The organism is Cyanobacterium aponinum PCC 10605 (genome assembly GCF_000317675.1).
In the GTDB taxonomy this organism is placed as follows: Bacteria; Cyanobacteriota; Cyanobacteriia; order Cyanobacteriales; family Cyanobacteriaceae; genus PCC-10605.
Genome location: NC_019776.1, coordinates 2,506,102 through 2,525,133 on the forward strand (window position 1 = coordinate 2,506,102; position 19,032 = coordinate 2,525,133).

Annotated in this window: 21 protein-coding genes; 8 read left to right on the forward strand and 13 right to left on the reverse strand. The window is 33.8% G+C overall.

The window, feature by feature from the left end; all coding sequences use genetic code 11:
* Positions 1–107: 107 nt before the first annotated feature.
* From CYAN10605_RS10385 to ndk, 3 genes are all read right to left on the reverse strand, one after another.
* On the reverse strand, positions 108–1,037 hold the full coding sequence (locus CYAN10605_RS10385; RefSeq protein WP_015219892.1) for a hypothetical protein: 930 nt from the start codon (positions 1,035–1,037) through the stop codon (positions 108–110).
* A gap of 63 nt (positions 1,038–1,100) precedes the next feature.
* Entirely contained in the window at positions 1,101–1,409 is a 309-nt protein-coding gene (locus CYAN10605_RS10390) for a hypothetical protein (protein WP_015219893.1), read from the reverse strand.
* 137 nt (positions 1,410–1,546) lie between these two features.
* Positions 1,547–1,996, reverse strand: a complete 450-nt coding sequence (ndk, locus tag CYAN10605_RS10395; RefSeq protein ID WP_015219894.1) for a nucleoside-diphosphate kinase — start codon at positions 1,994–1,996, stop codon at positions 1,547–1,549.
* 136 nt (positions 1,997–2,132) lie between these two features.
* Between ndk and CYAN10605_RS10400 the strand changes: the two genes are divergently transcribed.
* A complete protein-coding gene (locus CYAN10605_RS10400; protein WP_015219895.1) occupies positions 2,133–2,711 on the forward strand; it encodes an L-threonylcarbamoyladenylate synthase in 579 nt (192 codons plus the stop codon).
* Positions 2,712–2,980: 269 nt separating this feature from the next.
* On the opposite strand, the gene CYAN10605_RS10405 is transcribed toward CYAN10605_RS10400, so the two are convergent.
* The 5 genes from CYAN10605_RS10405 to CYAN10605_RS10425 form a co-directional block, all read right to left on the reverse strand.
* Entirely contained in the window at positions 2,981–4,105 is a 1,125-nt protein-coding gene (locus tag CYAN10605_RS10405) for a peptidylprolyl isomerase (RefSeq protein ID WP_015219896.1), read from the reverse strand.
* A 122-nt stretch (positions 4,106–4,227) separates the two neighbouring features.
* Positions 4,228–5,022 (reverse strand): tryptophan synthase subunit alpha, encoded by a 795-nt coding sequence (gene trpA, locus CYAN10605_RS10410; protein ID WP_015219897.1) that lies wholly within the window; start codon positions 5,020–5,022, stop codon positions 4,228–4,230.
* 212 nt (positions 5,023–5,234) lie between these two features.
* Entirely contained in the window at positions 5,235–5,528 is a 294-nt protein-coding gene (locus CYAN10605_RS10415; protein ID WP_015219898.1) for a DUF3007 family protein, read from the reverse strand.
* A gap of 18 nt (positions 5,529–5,546) precedes the next feature.
* On the reverse strand, positions 5,547–5,798 hold the full coding sequence (gene ndhL / locus CYAN10605_RS10420; RefSeq protein WP_015219899.1) for an NAD(P)H-quinone oxidoreductase subunit L: 252 nt from the start codon (positions 5,796–5,798) through the stop codon (positions 5,547–5,549).
* Between the two features lie 89 nt (positions 5,799–5,887).
* Positions 5,888–6,505, reverse strand: coding sequence for a hypothetical protein (locus CYAN10605_RS10425; RefSeq protein ID WP_015219900.1), 618 nt, complete (start codon positions 6,503–6,505; stop codon positions 5,888–5,890).
* 273 nt (positions 6,506–6,778) lie between these two features.
* On the opposite strand from CYAN10605_RS10425, the gene CYAN10605_RS10430 reads away from it, so the two are divergent.
* The 3 genes from CYAN10605_RS10430 (at position 6,779) to CYAN10605_RS10440 (ending at position 9,006) form a co-directional block, all read left to right on the forward strand.
* Positions 6,779–7,354 carry a hypothetical protein gene (locus CYAN10605_RS10430; protein ID WP_015219901.1) on the forward strand — a complete coding sequence of 192 codons (576 nt, stop codon included), beginning with the start codon at positions 6,779–6,781 and terminating at the stop codon, positions 7,352–7,354.
* Positions 7,355–7,598: 244 nt separating this feature from the next.
* Positions 7,599–8,645, forward strand: a complete 1,047-nt coding sequence (ldpA, locus tag CYAN10605_RS10435; protein ID WP_015219902.1) for a circadian clock protein LdpA — start codon at positions 7,599–7,601, stop codon at positions 8,643–8,645.
* Between the two features lie 67 nt (positions 8,646–8,712).
* Positions 8,713–9,006, forward strand: coding sequence for a YggT family protein (locus tag CYAN10605_RS10440; RefSeq protein ID WP_015219903.1), 294 nt, complete (start codon positions 8,713–8,715; stop codon positions 9,004–9,006).
* Between the two features lie 148 nt (positions 9,007–9,154).
* Here the strand turns inward: CYAN10605_RS10440 and tnpA are convergent, their stop codons facing one another.
* Complete coding sequence (tnpA, locus tag CYAN10605_RS10445; RefSeq protein ID WP_015219904.1) at positions 9,155–9,571, reverse strand: IS200/IS605 family transposase; 417 nt, start codon at positions 9,569–9,571, stop codon at positions 9,155–9,157.
* Between the two features lie 54 nt (positions 9,572–9,625).
* On the opposite strand from tnpA, the gene CYAN10605_RS10450 reads away from it, so the two are divergent.
* Complete coding sequence (locus CYAN10605_RS10450) at positions 9,626–10,846, forward strand: RNA-guided endonuclease InsQ/TnpB family protein (protein WP_015219905.1); 1,221 nt, start codon at positions 9,626–9,628, stop codon at positions 10,844–10,846.
* A 72-nt stretch (positions 10,847–10,918) separates the two neighbouring features.
* Here the strand turns inward: CYAN10605_RS10450 and CYAN10605_RS10455 are convergent, their stop codons facing one another.
* Positions 10,919–12,475, reverse strand: coding sequence for a GldG family protein (locus tag CYAN10605_RS10455; protein WP_015219906.1), 1,557 nt, complete (start codon positions 12,473–12,475; stop codon positions 10,919–10,921).
* 59 nt (positions 12,476–12,534) lie between these two features.
* A complete protein-coding gene (locus CYAN10605_RS10460; protein WP_241212830.1) occupies positions 12,535–13,473 on the reverse strand; it encodes a bifunctional riboflavin kinase/FAD synthetase in 939 nt (312 codons plus the stop codon).
* Between the two features lie 820 nt (positions 13,474–14,293).
* Between CYAN10605_RS10460 and CYAN10605_RS10465 the strand changes: the two genes are divergently transcribed.
* The gene (locus CYAN10605_RS10465) at positions 14,294–14,668 is read left to right on the forward strand and encodes an AbrB family transcriptional regulator (RefSeq protein WP_015219908.1); all 375 of its coding nucleotides are present in this window, start codon (positions 14,294–14,296) and stop codon (positions 14,666–14,668) included.
* Positions 14,669–14,733: 65 nt separating this feature from the next.
* Here CYAN10605_RS10465 and CYAN10605_RS17870 read toward each other — a convergent pair whose 3' ends face one another.
* On the reverse strand, positions 14,734–15,756 hold the full coding sequence (locus CYAN10605_RS17870; protein WP_015219909.1) for a hypothetical protein: 1,023 nt from the start codon (positions 15,754–15,756) through the stop codon (positions 14,734–14,736).
* A gap of 132 nt (positions 15,757–15,888) precedes the next feature.
* On the opposite strand from CYAN10605_RS17870, the gene CYAN10605_RS10475 reads away from it, so the two are divergent.
* A complete protein-coding gene (locus tag CYAN10605_RS10475) occupies positions 15,889–16,872 on the forward strand; it encodes an aspartate carbamoyltransferase catalytic subunit (RefSeq protein ID WP_015219910.1) in 984 nt (327 codons plus the stop codon).
* 259 nt (positions 16,873–17,131) lie between these two features.
* On the opposite strand, the gene pdxH is transcribed toward CYAN10605_RS10475, so the two are convergent.
* The gene (gene pdxH, locus CYAN10605_RS10480; RefSeq protein ID WP_015219911.1) at positions 17,132–17,776 is read right to left on the reverse strand and encodes a pyridoxamine 5'-phosphate oxidase; all 645 of its coding nucleotides are present in this window, start codon (positions 17,774–17,776) and stop codon (positions 17,132–17,134) included.
* Between the two features lie 228 nt (positions 17,777–18,004).
* Here pdxH and CYAN10605_RS10485 point away from each other — a divergent pair, with 228 nt between their 5' ends.
* Entirely contained in the window at positions 18,005–18,901 is an 897-nt protein-coding gene (locus tag CYAN10605_RS10485; protein WP_015219912.1) for a hypothetical protein, read from the forward strand.
* Positions 18,902–19,032: the final 131 nt, after the last annotated feature.

A 19,032-nucleotide genomic window follows, 5' to 3' on the forward strand; every position in this document is an offset into this window, starting at 1 on the left:
TTTTTAATTATCAACTATTCACTATTCACTATTTACCTTTGCCCTTCTCCCCCTATTTAAGAGGAATAAAGGGGGTTTTGCCCTTTGCCCTTTGCTTTTTGCCTTCTTCAATTAATTTTTTCCTCTTGCCAGTCTTCATCATTCCAATCAATTTCTTCCATTTCGTCATGAGTTATAATCTCATCATCTGAATTATCTTCATTTTCTAACCATTCTTGCCATTCTTCTCCAACTTCTAGGTTTGATGGATTATCTGTCACGGCATTATTAATTACTTCTTCATTCTCCGAGGATACAGAATCTTCCTCTAACCATTCTTGCCACTCTCCTCCATCAGAAGATTTATCTATGTTAGCTCCATTACTATTAGCAATAGAGTCTTCTGAATAATCGTTATCGATAAATTCATCCCAGTTTTCTTCTTCGGAATTAATAATAACTTCTGCGGACTCTTCTTCCTCATCTTCTGTGATAAAGTCACCCCAGTTTTGTTCTGAGTTTTCCGTATGAGACATTTCGTCTTCTTCTCCACCAACAATGCTATCAACAATGTTATCTAACCAATTTCCTTCTTCTTCTTGGGGTTGGTGGTTGTCTAATTCTTCTTGTGCAAAATCAAAATCTTGGAAATCAGTTTCTTTTTGTTCTGTCTTTCCTTTAATGGAAATAACATTATTTTCTGATTTTTTAAACTTATTAATGCTAGTAGAATTGCCAGAAATTATTTGTAAAATTCCGATCAGGGTTTCCCTATTTTTGTGCCAAGTTTCGTAGGCTAACTGTCTTTGTCTTTCATGAAAATCAACAATATTAATTGTATCTGGATTATTTGAAGTAGAATTATTAATTAAGTCTGGATCGCTAACTTTGTTACTTATTCCCCTAACAAGATTAATCAAAGTTTCGATAACATCTTCTTTCTTTCCCTTAGATTTGGTAGTTATTTTCAATTTTAAACTATTACTAAAAGCTAAAAGTAGAGCTTCTTGCAACTTATTCTCTTTGATTAGTTCCTTCATCTTTTCATAATTTTTCATAGTAAATACGCCTTTTTTCTAAGATTTATTCGCAAACCCAATAGTAACTATAAATAATAATAATTAAGATAATTCTTGATAATTTTGCTTTAATATTACAAACATTTGTTGTAAACTTTGCACGTTTTGCAAAATATGATTATGAGCATTTTCTAGTTCTTCAAAGTGGATATTTTCTAAACTTTTGTCTCCTAATTGATGCTCGATCTCATTTTCTAATAAATCGATTAAACTATGACAAGCTGTGGAGTCATCACCGTTGATATTAGCCGTCATAATCTCTATTTTCATGGCTTCTGAAATAGCGATCGCCATTGCTTCTTCTAAATTTCCTTGTCTGATTTGGGCTTTGACTTCTTCAATTTTGCTCATAAAATATTTATCTCCTTTTAATCTTCCCCTTAGCTTATCTTAAAATTAGCCCAAATAATGATGAATTTAAAACGGTTAATTATCTCCTCATTTCTCCCATTTCCTTTCTCATTACTTATTACTTACTACTCAATTAACTACTCTTTTAACCAAGGTTTCATAGAGTTTTCCCAAGAGCAAATTTCTTCTTCACTAAACCATAAGCTAATCTCTCTTTGGGCGGTTTCAATGGCATCTGAACCGTGAATAATATTACGTCCGATCTCAATCCCGAAATCACCTCTAATAGTACCGGGTTCGGCGGCTAAAGGATCAGTTGCACCAATTAATTTACGAGCAGAAGCCACAACCCCTTCTCCTTGCCAAACCATTGCTACTACGGGAGAGGAAACAATAAACTCCACTAAGCTATTGAAAAAGGGTCTTTCTTTGTGAACATCGTAATGTTTTTCGGCTAACTCACGGGATACCTGCATGAGTTTTAATCCCGCGAGGGTAAAGCCTTTTTGTTCAAAACGTTTGATAATTTCCCCAACTAAGTTACGTTGTACGCCGTCGGGTTTGATCATAATAAAAGTACGTTCCACGAGATTCTCCTGAATTTATATATAAATTATCTTTCCCTAGAAAAGATTAACCTAAGATGGTAAATTAATGAAGAATTAAAAATAAAATTCTCAACTATTATTCACTACCTAAAACTTCAAATTTCAAATCTTGATTATGCCTTTAGTTAATCTTGACACTTTAATAGAAAAGGCGATCGCCTCTCAAGTAGTTAGCTTTCCTACCGATACATTACCAGCTTTAGCGGTCAAACCTAGTCATAGTGAATTAATTTTTGAATTAAAGCAAAGGAGTTTAGAAAAACCTTTAATCTTAATGACAAGCAGTATTGAAGAAATTTGGCAATATGTAAAAGGCACACCTGAAGAATTAAACATTTGGCAAAATTTGGCTCAACAACACTTACCCGGTGCATTAACCATGGTTTTACCTGCATCAGACAAGATTCCTCCCACCATGAATCCTCTTAATCCTCATAGTATTGGTGTTAGAGTTCCCAAAGATGCGATCGCACAGGAAATATTAGGAAAAACAGGGGCATTAGCTACCACCAGTGCCAATCTCTCAGGAGAATCAGCGTTAACAGATATGTATGATATTGCAGATAAATTTCCTTCTGTTTATGCCTTAGAGGTGAAAAACCTGAAAATTTCTGGTATTGCTTCCACAGTAGTTAAATGGACAGGTTCAGATTGGCAAATTCTTCGTCAAGGGCAAATCAGTATTGATAATTAGAGGTTGTAAAAAGAGACAAACCCCTCTTTATCCCAGAGCTATTTCATTTTCGAGAAAGAAAAAAGAGCGGGAGATAAGGGGAGGGGGAGATGGGGGGATTTTTGACTTGCAGATTTTAAGTAATAGTAAAAAATCTTAAAACAATCAATTAATCATTTTAAATTATCAAAACTCATTACTTATTACTCGTTACTCATTACTCTCTCTTAACCAAAAATTTTAGAATGAAACAGCCCTGCCTCTCGAGGGGGGAGGGGAAGAGGGTAAATTTAACTCTGCTGAGGTTCAACTAGATTTTCTTTGCCTTCTATGACATGGGCAGAAATAATTTTGTCTTCGGCGGTTAATTTTTCTAATACATCTGCTCCTTCAGTAACATAACCAAATACAGCAAAACGTCCATCCATTAGATTGTATCCCGGTGGTGTTACCTCTGTATCAAACTTAAAGAAGAAAAATTGAGATGAACCCCCATTAGGATCTGTACTAGGACGAGCTAAAGCTACCGCACCATAAGCGTTAAATGGTAATACAGGTTGAGCTAAGTACATTCCTACATCTTCAGTGGTAAAACCATAAAGAGGTTCTGATTCTCCTTTCACTAAAACTTCGAGGGGAATAGCTCTATATTTGTTAGTATCTGGGTCTATAAAACCAACTTCTTCGCCTTCTGGATCTCCTGTTTGCAACACATAATAATCTTCTGCACGGATGAAGGGTAAACCATCATAGAATTTACGCTCTACCAAATCAACAAAATTTCCTCCCGTCACAGGAGCGCTATAACCATCGACAACAATGGTTAAATTGCCTTGAGTCGTTTCAACTTCTACTGTAGCTCTTCCTAAAAGTTGAGGTAAATTGGCGTATTCTTCAGGTACAGTAAAAGGGTAGCCTGTTACCATATCTTCTTCTAATTCAGTTATATTATCCAGAATTCTGGCTCTGGTCAGATATACTTGCTCTTTATCTTGTTTTTCTACCAATTCTTGAAGTTTTGCCACATCTTCAGTAATAGCAGTAACTAATTCCTTGGCTTTGGGCTGTAGTTCTTCGGGTACACTTTGTACTAAATCATCTTGATGAAGTTTGAGCAAGAAAGCCGCATTACGAACGTCTTTTTCTACTGGCGCCCAACGTTTTGCTCTCAAATTTCGGGATATTTTTTCAATATCTCCTTGAATTTGTCTGATAATATCATTATCTATGGGTAAAGCATAACGAAGTATTGCCTCTGGATCGGTGATAGCATCTCCTTGAGCTAAAATTGCTTGAGCAGGATGTAATCCCACTGGATTAATAATAGTAATTATCGCAATTAAAAGTGTAGCGATCGCGCAGCGCCACTTCGTGATCGCATTTTTTAATAAACGTTTCCACCAATTAAGTTTCATGGTTATTGGTTTTATTTTGTTATGAATTCTTCATCTTCAATTATTTCACAAAAAGCAGGTTAATTAATTATAAATTAATAGTTGTAAACTAAAATCCAGAGCCTAACACCTAATACCAATTCTTAAATAATGGCTTGTTTCAAATCAGAACATAAAGATGCGATCGCACTTAAGCCTTCTTCTTGATTACCATTATTCAACTTTTTCACGAAAGCACTACCAACAATAACTCCATCTGCCCCCCAATCCTTAATTTGAGTTGCCTGAGAAGGCTCAGAAATACCAAAACCAACCCCAATGGGCTTATCTGTTACTGTTTTTAATTGAGCAATTAAATCCTTAACTCTACTCTGTACTTCAGAACGTACCCCAGTTACCCCAGTGACACTCACTAAATAGATAAACCCTTGAGATTTCTCAGCAATATGCTTAATGCGTTCCATCGGACTTGTGGGAGCAACTAAAAGGATAACTTCAATGCCTTTTTTTTGTGCAGTATTTAAAAAGCCTTCTGCTTCCTCCAAAGGCAAATCAGGCACAACTAAACCTTTAACACCAGCCTCTGCAATCATTCCCAAAAAATTTTCTGCTCCTCGGTAAAAAATGGGGTTATAGTAAGTAAAAAGAATAATAGGGATTTCAATTTTTCCCTTTAAGTTTCTGACGATTCTTAAAACATCTTCCAAACAAACACCCTTTTTCAAAGCCCTAGTAGCCGCCGCTTGAATCACAGGACCATCAGCCAAAGGATCAGAATAAGGAACACCCAATTCAATAAAATCAGCTCCTTTTTCTACCAAAATCTGAATAGCTTTTTCAGTGGTTGCCAAATTTGGATCACCTGCAGTAATAAAAGGAATTAAAGCACATTTATTTTGTTTTTTTAGTTCAGCAAAACGTTGAGAAATAGAAGACATAGTTAAAAATATTTATTTTTTTTGTAGCTAAAAAGTAATGAGTATAAAAAAAGGGTGATGAGGGGAGGGAGTGAGAAAGTGAAATAGGTTTTTAGGACATTTAGGGTGGTAGGGGTTGAATATATTCAACCCTTATGGTGTCAGAGAGAAACCAATTTTTTATTGCTTTTACCTATCGCCCCTTACAGAAAAAAAACGTTAATTTTCAGTGTTTAACTATCTTTTTCCGCCATTAATTTTTCAATTTCTTCGGGAGACATTTTTTCTAACTGTTTAGCAAAAAAAGCGTCATCATAATCTTTAACCTGCTTATGATAAGTCATGTTATTTGTGAAAACCCGAAATAAATAAGTGACTACCCAGCCAATTAAACCTAAAACTAATAAAACTTGACTCCAAATACCCGCATCATAGGCATCAAAACCAAGATATTGAAATATTATATAAATAATGCCCCCCGCAACAAACACGGCAAAGGCAATTAAAATAGCATCTATTCTTCTCATAAATTAATTATTTTTGTGTTAGCTTAACTCACGACGACGAGGACGGAAATTCAGAAAAGGACTTAATAAAAGCATTCCGGGGAAAGAAAAGAACACCATAAAATACATAAAAGCTCTTTCAAAAGAACTAGCAACATACCATCTTTGATTAAGATAAAAGTAAACTCCTGCAGGAATGATTAATAGATATAAGCCGCTTAAAGTTAGATATAGTGATGCGGTAATGATGGTTTCTAAGTCAATATTTTCTAAGTTTAATAAGTTTTCCATTATCTATATAGTTTTATCGTTAAGGTTTTGTTCTATCTTATTAGATTACTATATTTTCAAACCATCTACTCTTTTAGATTGGGTGAGCTTTAGTCATCATTTTGAAGATAAATAGCAATTATGTCTGTAGGCAGATTATTAATTAAATTACTGTAACCCTTTGTGTAATAACTTTTTAATTCAGGAATGGTTAAATTTTGTTGATGTTGTCTCAAATACTCTATCAGTTTTTCCTCTTGCCACCCAAATTTGTCTATGGCAACTATGGTTAGTCTTTCTAGGGAATTTAATTTATTTAAGCTCTTATTTAAGAAATAAATCAGGGGAATATATTTTTTTAATAAATCATAATCAATAGGACTAAGATAAAAAGATTTATAAATAACATTATGTTCTTGAAAAAAATTTTTGCTTAAAGTAAAAATAACATCTCTAAGAATGGTATCTTTACTGATAGGATATTCAAGTAAATTATCAATAATATAAAACCATATTTGTTTATAATATTTATCTAAGGTAACTTTATCAATATCATTTTCTTGGGAGTCATTAATTAGCTTATGATAGCGGATAAAAATTTCCACTAAATATCTAGCCTGACTCGGATTACTTTGCCATTTCTTCCACAAAAAAATATCTGATTCTTTATGTAAGGGAATTAACAATTCATGATTGAGGTCTGAAAAAAATATATTATTACCGTTCATAATAGTGTAAAAATACAAGTTTATTGATTTATTGTGATCTAAAAAATATTTTTAAATAGCTATACATTTTAGTCTTAAATTACGTTTATTATATGAAATAATTTTAAAATAAAAAGTAAAAGATATAGTGAATTGATGATTTAAAATATAAAATTTTTAATTTTGATAACATTATTTTTCTAAGAATTATAATAATTACTCTTTATCTGTCATGCTTGTAGTTAATACTTAGGCCTTTTATAATGGTAGAAAAACCTAAAAAATTAGACTGATATGATTATAGAGGGGAGTTTGACCTTAACCAATATTTCTTTAGCGGCATTTTTCCCAGAATTAACAGATACTCTTTTCTCCACTCAGGGCATTATGGTAATGCTGTTAGTTGCTTATGGCGGTGCGATGTGGCTGTTTTTGACTAGCGCGCCAAAAGTTTATACTGTAATGGTGTCTGATTTGGTGATTGCTCAGGAATTTTATGAAAATTTATTAGGTTTACCCGTTGCAGATGTTCCTCTACACTATTACTATAACTATGAGCAAAGTTTAGGAGCAAGTGCTTTTGATCCTATTTATATGGGTTCTGGTTTTAATGATACTATGGTTAAGCCGAAGGATGGTTTATGGTATCAATTGAAAAAAAATACTCAATTACATATTATTGGCGGTGCTAGTTTAGGTTATAAAAATTGTCAACGTCATGTATGTTTCGATGGTGAATGTTTAGAAGCGTTGTTACTAAGAGTACAAGCCCGTCGTTTGAAATATAAAATTCGCAGTGAAAAACCTCTTAATTTTTTAGTAAAAGATTGGGATAATCGAGTCATTGAAATGGCAGAGGTGAATAATTAGGTTATATTTGAAGATTTTTTATACTATTAATTCTTGATGATTCAAACTAAATATAAATAAAAAATAAATTGATCATCTTGTTTATTAACTATACCTATATTTTATTTTAATTTATCTTTGCGAATTATGGGCAAATATGATAATTGAAAGAGAATTTGAGATCATAATTTGAGTGTTTTAAAAAATTTTTCTTGTTTCCATAGCCTGACTATATATCTTTATATTTTTCTACCAAGTATAATTAATGTCTTATTCTCCGTTTTATTCTTTACAAGAAGGTAATTGGTTTAAGTTGATTTGTGGTGCAAGTTATCAACATTTACCTTCTATTCGTAATTTAGCACTGATTTATACTCTTGCAGGGGCGGATTGTATTGATATGGCGGCGGATAGGGCTGTGATTCATAGTGCATTGGAGGGAATTAAGAAAGCGCAGGATTTATTTGTAGAGGCTAAAAATCAAGGCTATGATTCTCATTTTTCTCCCTTTGTAATGGTTAGTATTAATGATGGTGAAGACCCCCATTTTCGCAAAGCCTACTTCAATCCTAATCTTTGTCCTATAGATTGTCCTCGCCCCTGTGAGTCAATTTGCCCGGCGGATGCTATTACATTTTCTTCTATGTATCGGGGGGTAAAGTCAGATTTATGTTATGGTTGTGGGCGTTGTTTACCGATTTGTCCTCTTAACTTAATCCAAACTGAATCTATTTTTATTACTATTGATACCATTGTGGAATGGTTGGATATTTTACCTATAGATGCGATCGAAATTCATACTCAGGAAGGTCATTTTTCTCAATTTATATCTGTTTGGAAAAAATTACAGCCTCATTTATCTAAATTAAAAATAATTGCAATTAGTTGTCCTTATACATCCAATATAATGGATTATTTACAAAAGATTTCTGATTTTATTTCTCCCTTAGAAATTCCTTTAATTTGGCAGACGGATGGGCGCCCTATGAGTGGCGATATAGGAGAAGGCACAACCCATTTAACCATTAAATATGCTCAGAAATTAATGAATAGCAATCTGAAAGGATTTATACAGTTAGCAGGAGGGACAAACGAATATACTATCAAAAAATTGTCTGAATTAAATTTAACTTCTAAGGTGGCAGGAATTGCTTTTGGCAGTAAAGGAAGAAAAATTATTGCTGATGTGTTGCAAGAGCTAGAAAATATTTCGACGACTAATCAAATCGAAAATTACCCTGATTTACTTTGGAAGGGGGTTGAAATAGCTAGTAGTTTGGTGTCACCCTTGAAATTAGCTTCTGTAAGTTAAGTTTGGAGTTCACAAGTATGCTAGGATGGAAAGGCTAAAACAGTGAACTTATCGACAAGAAAAGCTGATGAATATTGCTATCATTGCCAGTGTGATTCTCGGTATTCTTTTACTAATTATGACGGTGTTGTTTATTTTCCGCATAATTCTCACTTGGTATCCTAATATTGATCTAACTCAATTTCCTTACAGTTTAGCTTATATACCTACTGAGCCTTTTTTAGCTTTTACCAGAAAAATAGTGCCTCCTTTGGGGGGTATTGACATCAGCCCTGTTATTTGGTTGGGAATTATCACTCTGTTACGAGAAATTTTACTAGGTCAACAAGGTATTATTACTTTAGCTTTGAGGGGAATGTAGTTCCAAAAATTCTATCTTAAATATCAAAAGAGGACTCCCGTTGCATTTGACAAAAAAGAAATACACTACAAATCCTTTAGTCCTGACGAAAGGAAGGAACTGGGAGATGAATTTTTGACCAACCAAAAAAAATGTCTGTAGGACATCCTTATTCTTGAGGAGTTTTTTGGGTTTCCACATATTTTTTTAGCTGACTGACAGTGACACCACCACAACTTGCCACAAAATAAGCACCCGTCCAAAAATACGGTTTATTGTCGAAATATTTACTAGCCAACTCTGGAAAATCTCGTCTAATCAATCGACTGCTAACAGTTTTTAGATTAGCAATCAATTTAGATAAAGATATATCAGGTTTGTAATCAATCAGTAAATGTACATGGTCTGACTCCCCATTAAATTCAACTAAATCACATTCCCATTTAATTAAAGTTTCTGTGAAGATTTCCTTCAACCTCAACAATATTTTTTCTGAGATTGCTTTTTTACGATATTTGGTGACTAACACAACATGAGCGGTAAGTTTATATACAGACCTAAAGCCTTTATTATAATTGCTTGACATTTAAAATCGCTAAATATATAATTAAAGTTTAGCAAATAATTAATTGTTCAACAAGTGATTACTCTGACGTATCCGTTCAAGCTCAAAGTAAATAGACAACAAACTCAAGAGATAGAACATATCTTGAGCGTCTGTAGATCTGTTTACAATTACGCTTTAGCTGAACGTAAGCACTGGTATAATAGTCGTAAATCGCCTGTTAATAGTTGTTCCTTAATTTCTGAATACATTATTCCTGCTAACGCACTTTACCCTAGCTACAATAATCAAGCAAAAAACTTAACCGTTGCCAAGAAGACGAACCAAGACTTAAAATCTGTTAATGCTCAAGTGTTACAGCAAACTCTAAAAACTTTAGATAAAGCATTCTCTGATATGAAGTCTAAAGGTTTTGGCTTCCCTAGATTTAAGAAGCAAATGAAAAGTTTTGTCTTCCCAGCCATGCTGAAAAATTGTTTAGCGGAAGGGAAAGTAAAGTTACCACAATTAGGTTGGCTAAAGATAAAGCAGTCGAGAGATTATCCCACTGGTTTTGAAGCAAAACAAGCTCGTATTGTTAAAAAGGCAACAGGATATTATTTGATGATTGCTTTTCAATCTCAAGAATCTTGCCCATCAGCACCTGTAGGAAAAACAAGTTTAGGTATTGACGCAGGGATTGAATCGTTCGTAGCTACCGACAGAGGAGAATTAATCGAAGCCCCTAAGTTTTTGTTAAAGGCACAGAGTAAGCTGAAATTGCTACAAAGACGCTTAAAACATAAGATTAAAGGCTCTAATAATTGGTTAAAACTCCAAAATAAAATAGCCAAACTTCATGAAAAAGTAGCGAACACTCGCCGTGACTGGCATTTCAAGTTGGCAAATTACCTCTGTGAATTAACCGATAATATCTTTGTTGAAGATATAAACTTCACTTCTTGGAGTCGTGGGATTGTCAGAAAGCAATCTTTAGACTCAGGAATAGGGCAATTTATCAACGAAATATTACCGTTTGTATGTTGGAAACGAAGTAAGTTTTATCTGAAAGTAAATAAAGATGGAACATCTCAAGAATGCTCTAACTGTGGGAATCATACTGGCAAAAAGCATTTAAAAGAAAGAATACACCATTGTCAATATTGTGGTTATACAGCACCAAGAGATGTTGTGAGTGCAGAGGTAATTAAAAATAGAGGATTAATAGCGGTAGGGCATACCGTAAATCAAAATGCTTACGGAGACGTACTGACGGGGATTAGTCAAGATTTGATTAGTCTAGTTAAGTGTCTGTGAGGTAAGAATCGCTCGTTACAATCTTTGATTTAACGGGTGAGTGTCAATTATTTCTTAGCCGCCAAGTTGCAATCACTGACGAAGTTGCCTTTGTGCGATCGCAGCGATGAAACCGAGGGCAGGTATAATAAATATGGCTAACCATGAAATCAAATTGGCTTGTAAAGGGGTGAGATTAAGACGACGATTAACAGATTCTTTCGGGCGAATAGATAAATTATTTTCATCTTCATTAGCTAACCAAGCAACACTGTTAACAAAGAAATCACTGTTAAGTTGCTGAGAAATCCAACCATCTGTTGCAAAATTGGAATTGCCAATAACTAATAGTCTCATCTCCCTAGACATTTTATTTGTGCGATTTGCGTCATTATTATTGGTAATAGGGGAAGGAGTTTTCATGGTAGGTGGAATAGGTAAATCCGTTTCTCCTTCTATCTTGGGCAATTCTTCCTCTGGATTTAAGCCGGATTCTTGAGGGGGAGTAGAATTTTCCGTGATGTTGTTAGGGTTATCGGCGATAACATCATTTTTTTTGCTTAAGGCAACACCAATATTTAAAGGCCCTTGTATGTCTTTTGTGGGATCAAACTCCACTGTTTCCCCTTCTAAATTACTTTCTCCCCAAGATTGAGTATTAGTAATTAATAGAGGTATTGTCTCAATATTATCTTTGTTTTCTGTAATAATGGGTCTTGCCCAAGGAAAAATAGTCAAACCATTGTTAAAATCTTGGGTTATGGGATGTTGCCCATAATCGGTGATGATAGTGATGGAGGGGCCTAAGCCTAGAATTTCTCCTGTACCTGATGAGTCAACCACTAGAGTATCATTAAAAGTTATACCCCATTCTTCCAAGATACTTGCTAAACTGATGGGGCTTAGAGCATTATACATAACCATCAAGTTGCCTCCCCGCTCTAAATATTGTTTAATTGTTTTTATTTCTCCTGATAATAATTCTCTATCACTACTACTAACAATTAATACATCTGCATCAGGGGGAATTAGAGGAGATTCTCCCAAGTTAAGGGGATTGACAATATAGCCCATATCCTGAAGATTCCTCACTGCTTGAGAAAAGCTACTTTGTCCTTGATTTTCGATATTTGCTTCTCCGTGTCCTTGTATTATATACACTACTGCTTGAGTTTGTTTTTGTATTTTAACCATGGCTTTGGTTAATTTTTCTTCTGTTAATCTACTTTCAGGAGAGACAGTTTGTACTAATTGAACGCGATCGCGCCATTCCAAATAAACATCACCGATGCGATCAACTTGGAATTTTTGTGTTAGATTAAGATTGACTTGAGGATCGACAAATTGAAAGGAAAATAGGTCATTATAACGAGCATAATTATTTAATAATTGGCGATCAAAATTATTTGGTTGAGAATCAAAAACATAGATTTGTAAAGGCTCTTGAAGATTTTTTATTACTTCTTGAGTTTGAGGAGAAAGAGTATATAATTTATTCTCTGTAAAATCAAATTTCCAAGAATATTTAATGCCTAAAAAATTAACTAATACTAATATGATAATTACTGAGAAAGTTGAAATTAAAGCATTAGTCGTCACTTCCGCACTTCTTAAAGACCAAAATTTTTTCTTTTTGAAAAATATAGACATTACAGAAATAGTGTATAGTTGATAGTTATTTAGATTACTAAGAAAATAAAATTAAAGACTTAAAGACATAATTGACAATCGAGAGTTATTTGATTCTTCAACTCATCTAAAGAAGTAAATTTTTTTTCTGGACGAATAAAATTAACTAATTTAATCACTAAATCTTGCCCATATAAGTCTCCTTGCCAATTTAATAAATGCACCTCTACAATAATATTTTCTCCTCCTACAGTGGGGCGTTTGCCCACATTCATAACGGCGGATAAATCATATGTCTTTTGTTGAGGTATATCTACTTTTACACCATAAACTCCCTGTTTAGGTAAATATTTTTCTGGTGGTATTTTTAAATTAGCTGTAGGAAAACCTAACTCTCTACCAAGTTTTTGCCCTTCGACGACTTTTCCTTGTATTTGATAATTTCTGCCTAACATATCTTTAGCTAATTCGACTTTTCCTTCACTGAGAGATTGACGAATATAAGAGCTACTAATACGTATATTTTGTTGATTGACAAGAAAATGTTGCTCTGGAGTAATATTAACTTCAATTTGATATTGATTAGCAAGAGATTGTAAATCTTTAGCTTTTCCCTGTCTTTTATATCCAAAACAGAAATCTTCTCCCACGCTGACAAAATTAGCCTTGATTTTTTCGAGTAAAACTTCTTTGACAAATTCCAAAGGAGTTAAATTAGCTAATTCGCGATCGAAAGGCAGTAAAATTAATTCTTGAATACCCAATTTATCTAAAATTTGGGCTTTTTCCTTGATAGGAGTCAGTAATTTTTTGGTTTGTCCGCTAAAAAACTCTTGGGGATGGGGGATAAATGTGACCAAAGCAGGAACAAGATTTTTTGCCATATTATCTTTCAGTATAGGCTTAATTACTTCCTGATGTCCCAGATGCACACCATCAAAGTTACCAAGGGCAATAGCCCGATGAATGTTTTGTAGAGAATTTTGTTCTATAGCAACAGCACTATTATAAGTGATAATCTTTAACACGGAGATAATTTAAGCAGATGGCTTTATATTTCTATACATTATCATAAAGTTTGCCCATAAGTTATTTAAAGATTGATTAAGCTAGTTTGCATTTAAGTTTACTGGTGATGGTAGGGAAAAGGTAAACCCCCCTTTATTCCCCAGGGCTGTTTCATTTTCGAGAAAGAAAAAAGAGCGGGAGATAGGGGGAGAGGGAGATGGGGGGATTTTTGTTTATAAAGTTTTAACTAATAGAAAAAAATCCTTGTATCTCTTACTCTTACTTAATCTTAGTTAACCTAATTTTTTACTTTGAAACAGCCCTGCCCTTTATTCCCCCTCTCGAGGGGGAGGGGAAGAGTTAAGACTTTGAGTCATTTGCACAAATTAATAAAAATCGAAATTAATTGCGTCTTAGCTTAACGGTGGGAGTTGTCAATATTTACTTATTCATTATTCACCTTTGCCTTCCCCTCTATCTACGGAAAGGGGCTTGGTTTTACCCTTTTAACTTTGCTTTTATCCTAATGGCTAATTCCTAATTAAAATCGATGCACTATTCACCATTAAAACTTACAAGCGAAGAGATAAAAGAGAGGTACATAATGATTTTTATTAGGTCAAAAATATTTCTCTTAACATAAATATAAAATACAATCTATTTCCTGAGACTTTTAATGATTTGTTTTTTGTCTAGTTTTTTTAGATTATCTTTATAAAAAAATAAAATTTCGCTATTTTAGTATATTATAGTTGATGAACAAAAACTGATAAACTGTTTTGTATATCTGCTCAAAATAGACTGTTTAAAAATTTAGTAGAATAAAAGTAAATGCGAAATAAAAAAGTACAGCCATTAACAGGAAAAGACTTACTAAAAAAAGTTAAAAAATTAGGTAACGTTTCTCGTGAAGAAAAAGCCATTGAATGTGGTTACTATACCCTCACAGATAATGGACAAAAAAGAGTTAGTATGGTTAAGTTTCTCAATGCTCTAATTGAAGCAGAAGGAATCAGTCTTGATAATGAATTGCCCACAGAAAGCAAAAAAAGAGGAAGAAGTGCCAATTATCGTATAAATGTCCAATCAAATGGTAATCTTTCCATTGGAAAAGCCTACACTGAAAAAATGGGGTTAAAACCGGGGGATGAGTTTGAAGTTATCCTTGGTAGAAAAAATATCCACCTTAAACAAATTGAAGGTTAAAGTTTCTTCAAACAAATAAATTTATTAGGGGTAAAGAGAATCTTAGTTAAGTTTAAACTTTTATTCTAATTTTGCCCCGGCAATTGACGACTGACTTTAGCTTTAGTGAGAACTTTTTTCCCTTGTTTATAGCCCACTAAACGAATATAAACTTCTTCTGCTGTCACTAATTTTTCTTCTTCATTGTAGTGAATTTCAGGATTAAAAGATACTTTTTCCCATGGTTTACCAATGGGTTCAATTTGCCATTGCTTTAACAAATCATCAATAGGTTTTAGCAGGGTGATAAAATTTTTTATGTTGGTATTTGGTTTTAATTTTGCTACCATTTTGGCGATGGGATAATTTACAAAAAGATATTGTAAGGAGTTAAATAATTGTTCTTGCCAATTTGCTTCTAACTCTAAGGGGAGTTTTTCTAGTTTTTGATTTAATTGCTCACATTGAGAATTTAATTCTTGAATTTTGTTTTTTAATTCTTTTGATTCTTTTTGAGAAAAACTTAATTCATCTTGGGTTTGTTCCAATTCATCATTTGTTTGTGCTAATTCTTGTTCAATTTCTTTAATATTATTTCTACTTTCTTCTAAGTTGTTTAATTGCTCTTTTAGTTGTTTTTCTAATATTTCTATTTGTGTTTGACTATCATCTTCTCTATCGGGAAGGTCTGTGTTTATTTTTTCTACTTGTTGGTGCCATAATTCTATTTCTGTATAGGCATTATCTAACTCATTGATTTTTTCTTTTAGTTGATTTTCCAAACTCCTAAGTTGCGATCGCGCAGAGGCATTTTGTGATCGCAATTCTTGTTTTTCTAACTCTAATTCCTGTATTAATTGATTTTGCTCTTGACTATTTCTTTCTAACTCAGCACAAAGAGTATCGATTCTCTGGTTAGCGGAATTTAACTCCTCTTTTGCTTCTAAAAGCTGTTTTTCTAGCTCTAAAATTCTTTCATTGCGAGAGATTAATAAAGATTCCGTTGATGACATTTCTGAGGAAGATTTATCTCTCATTAAAGTTAGTAAAAAACCGCTACCTCCTAACCAAAGTAAAATCCCCAAAAAAAAGTTATGCCAATCTATCATATAAAGTTTATTTAGATATTGTCACCCTTGTTAATTAATATATCATTTCAGGTTATGATATTTAAGGCAAGAGTTATTAAGTTTTATTCTGAACGTAAAAAACTCTAATTTTTTTGGTTAATTATTATAAAAATGACTGCTACACCTTGGACTAGAAAACACATTATTTCTCTGGAAGATTTTACGATAGATGAATATGATGCAGTTTTAACGACGGCATCTAGTTTCAAATCTGTTCTCAAAAGTCGCACCAAAAAAGTACCCGCATTACAAGGGCAAGTAGTAGCAAATATGTTTTTTGAGCCTTCTACTCGTACTCGTAGCAGTTTCGAGTTAGCCGCAAAAAGACTTTCGGCAGATATTCTCAATTTTGCCCCCGGCACTTCTTCTCTAACTAAAGGGGAAACAATTTTAGATACTGCAAAAACCTATTGGGCGATGGGTGCTAATATCATGGTCATTCGTCATAGTAACTCTGGTGTCCCCTTGAATGTTGCAATGGAAATGGATCGTTTAAATTCTGGAGTAAGCATTTTTAATGGGGGAGATGGCTTACACCAACATCCTTCTCAAGCGTTATTAGATTTATTTACTATTTGTTCGTTATTAGATGAAAAAAATCCTCAGTTATCCTTATTAAAAGGAAAAAAAGTGGCGATAGTGGGAGATATACTTCATTCTCGGGTAGCTCGTTCTAATATTAATAGTTTATTAGCAGGAGGATGTGAAGTTCATTTGGCTGCACCTCCAACTTTATTACCTTCTTTGTTTTTGGAGACGATAAATAGTAGCCAAAAAAAGCGCCTATTTGTTCATTGGCATTTAAAACCGGCTTTAGAGAATGCTGATTTTGTTATGACTTTAAGATTACAAAAAGAGCGGATGACAGACTATTTATTGCCGAGTTTAAGAGAATATCATCAATTATTTGGCATTACCCATGAGCGTTTACAATGGTGTAATCCAGAGGTGAAAGTGTTGCACCCAGGACCTGTTAACAGAGGGGTAGAACTAAGCTCAGAATTAATGGATGATGGTAAGTATAGTTTAATCGGGGAACAGGTGACAAATGGGGTAGCAGTGAGAATGGCTTTATTATATTTGATTGGCAATTAAAGAAATAAAGAAAGGGCGAAGATAATTAACCTCAGTTCGGTTTAATAATATCCGATAAGTTTAGGTGTCAGGTTGCAGGTTGCAGGTGGTAGGGGTTGAATATATTCAACCCTTAGGGTGATGAGGAGATGAGGGGAAAGGGTGAGAGGGGGAAGTAGGGGCTTAGGGCTTTAGAACCACAGATTTTTGATAAAAATCATCCTCATCAACTTACTATTGCCTGGGCTTGTGGTTCATTCAATATATACTTGCAAATATTTTATGGTGCTAAACGCACTATTTGCCATTGTTTATTATCATTTAAACGGTATTCAAGGCGATCGTGCAGACGGTTTTCCCTACCCTGCCAAAATTCGATCGCATCTGGTACTAATCTATAACCTCCCCAATGGGAAGGACGAGGAATGGTTTGATTTTGATATTGTTGAGTTACTTCTTGTAAACGGTTATCCAAATATTCTCGGTTAGGGATAATCTGACTTTGGGGGGAAATATGCGCCCCTAACTGTGAACCGATGGGGCGAGAATGAAAATATTGATCTGATTCTTCTGGGGTAATTTTTTCTATTTTTCCTTCAACTCTCACTTGTCTTTCTAATTCCCCCCACAAAAACACTAAACAACCAAAGGGGTTAACAGCAATATTTTGACCTTTTTTACTTTCATAATTGGTAAAGAAAACAAATCCTTTCTCATCAAGATTTTTTAAGAGAACTATTCTAGCTGTGGGTTTTCCCGCTTCATTAACAGTGGCAAGAGTCATGGCATTTGGTTCTAAAATTTGTGACTCTAATGCTTGTTCAAACCAATGGCGAAATTGCTCAAAGGGATTCTGGTAAATTTCTTCTTCTGTTAAACCTCCTTGGGTATAGTTTTTTCTTAAATCAGCTAAGGATATTTTCATATATGTGTGCTTTTGGTGAAAATAATAATTTTCTTTAATTTATCAAAATCGATGGATCTATTTTAAGTTTTTTATGTAATACTTGAGTTAATTTTAACAAACATTTAGGCTCATCACCTTATAGATATTGTCATGAAAAGCGGTATTCCGGGAGTTCAAACTCCGACTCAACCTTGGTGGAATCGTCCTTTATTGGGCAATCAGTCTTTGTTATAATAGTTAAAAACAGTGCTTTCTTTTCAATCTAAGCAGGAAATCCCAGAAAGTACGATACAACTATATACAAACTCTTTTGGTCAATTAAAAAATATAGCTGTGATCGCACGTACTATTGATAAAGAAAAATTTACCAGTAAAGAATTTATCAACTTTCTAATGCTCAATCGTCAATTTGAGTCAAATGCAGGAGCTTATGAAGGATTAAGAAATAGTATCGAACTATTAAGGGTAGCTTTAGAAACAAAAGAAAGTTTTTTGAAAATTGAGGCAACCGAAACCCGTTATCGTAGTTTTTCTCAACAGGAATTTTACGATTATGTTTATAATTTGCTTGTTAAGGATATGGAGGTTACCGAGTTTCAAGAAGCAGTACAAAAACAGTTAGTGAGAGTTATTCCCAAAATTAAAAGTGATGAAGGGAAAGCGGCAATTCAATCCTATGTTAATCACCTAGAAACGGTTTGTAAAGATAAATTAGGTTTAAAATTACTCTACTTGTTTAAACAGTATGACATGAGCAATTTCTCCTTACTGCGCACGGTGGGTGAGATTGCAGATAGTTTTTATGATAAAGATTTAGATTCTCTTAAAGAATTTATGGTTGTCGTGCAAGTTAATGCGGATATTTTCTTAAAATTAGGTCAAATTATCCAAGTACCTCAAAAGAAAAATGTCCCTGAAACCTATGCTATAACTCTACAATATATTGCTTTACGGAATCGTCACCAAAACTCTTTTGCCCAGTTTCAACAACTATTAGGTTTACTAAGACAGTGGGAAAACTTCTATAATCCCATAATAGCGATCGCAAAAGAATATCCCCCCAGTGAATATAAACAACCTGATATATTTAAAGCCGATATTCCGGGTTTAGAAATTTATAACAAATACCAAACTCATCTTTAACTCAATTTAACCTCAGCTCGGTTTAAGAATATCCAACAAGGTTAGATGTTAGGTGTCAGGTTGCAGGTGTTAGGGTGATGAGGAGATGGGGGGATGAGGTGATGAGGGGAAAGGGGGAAACAAGTAATAAA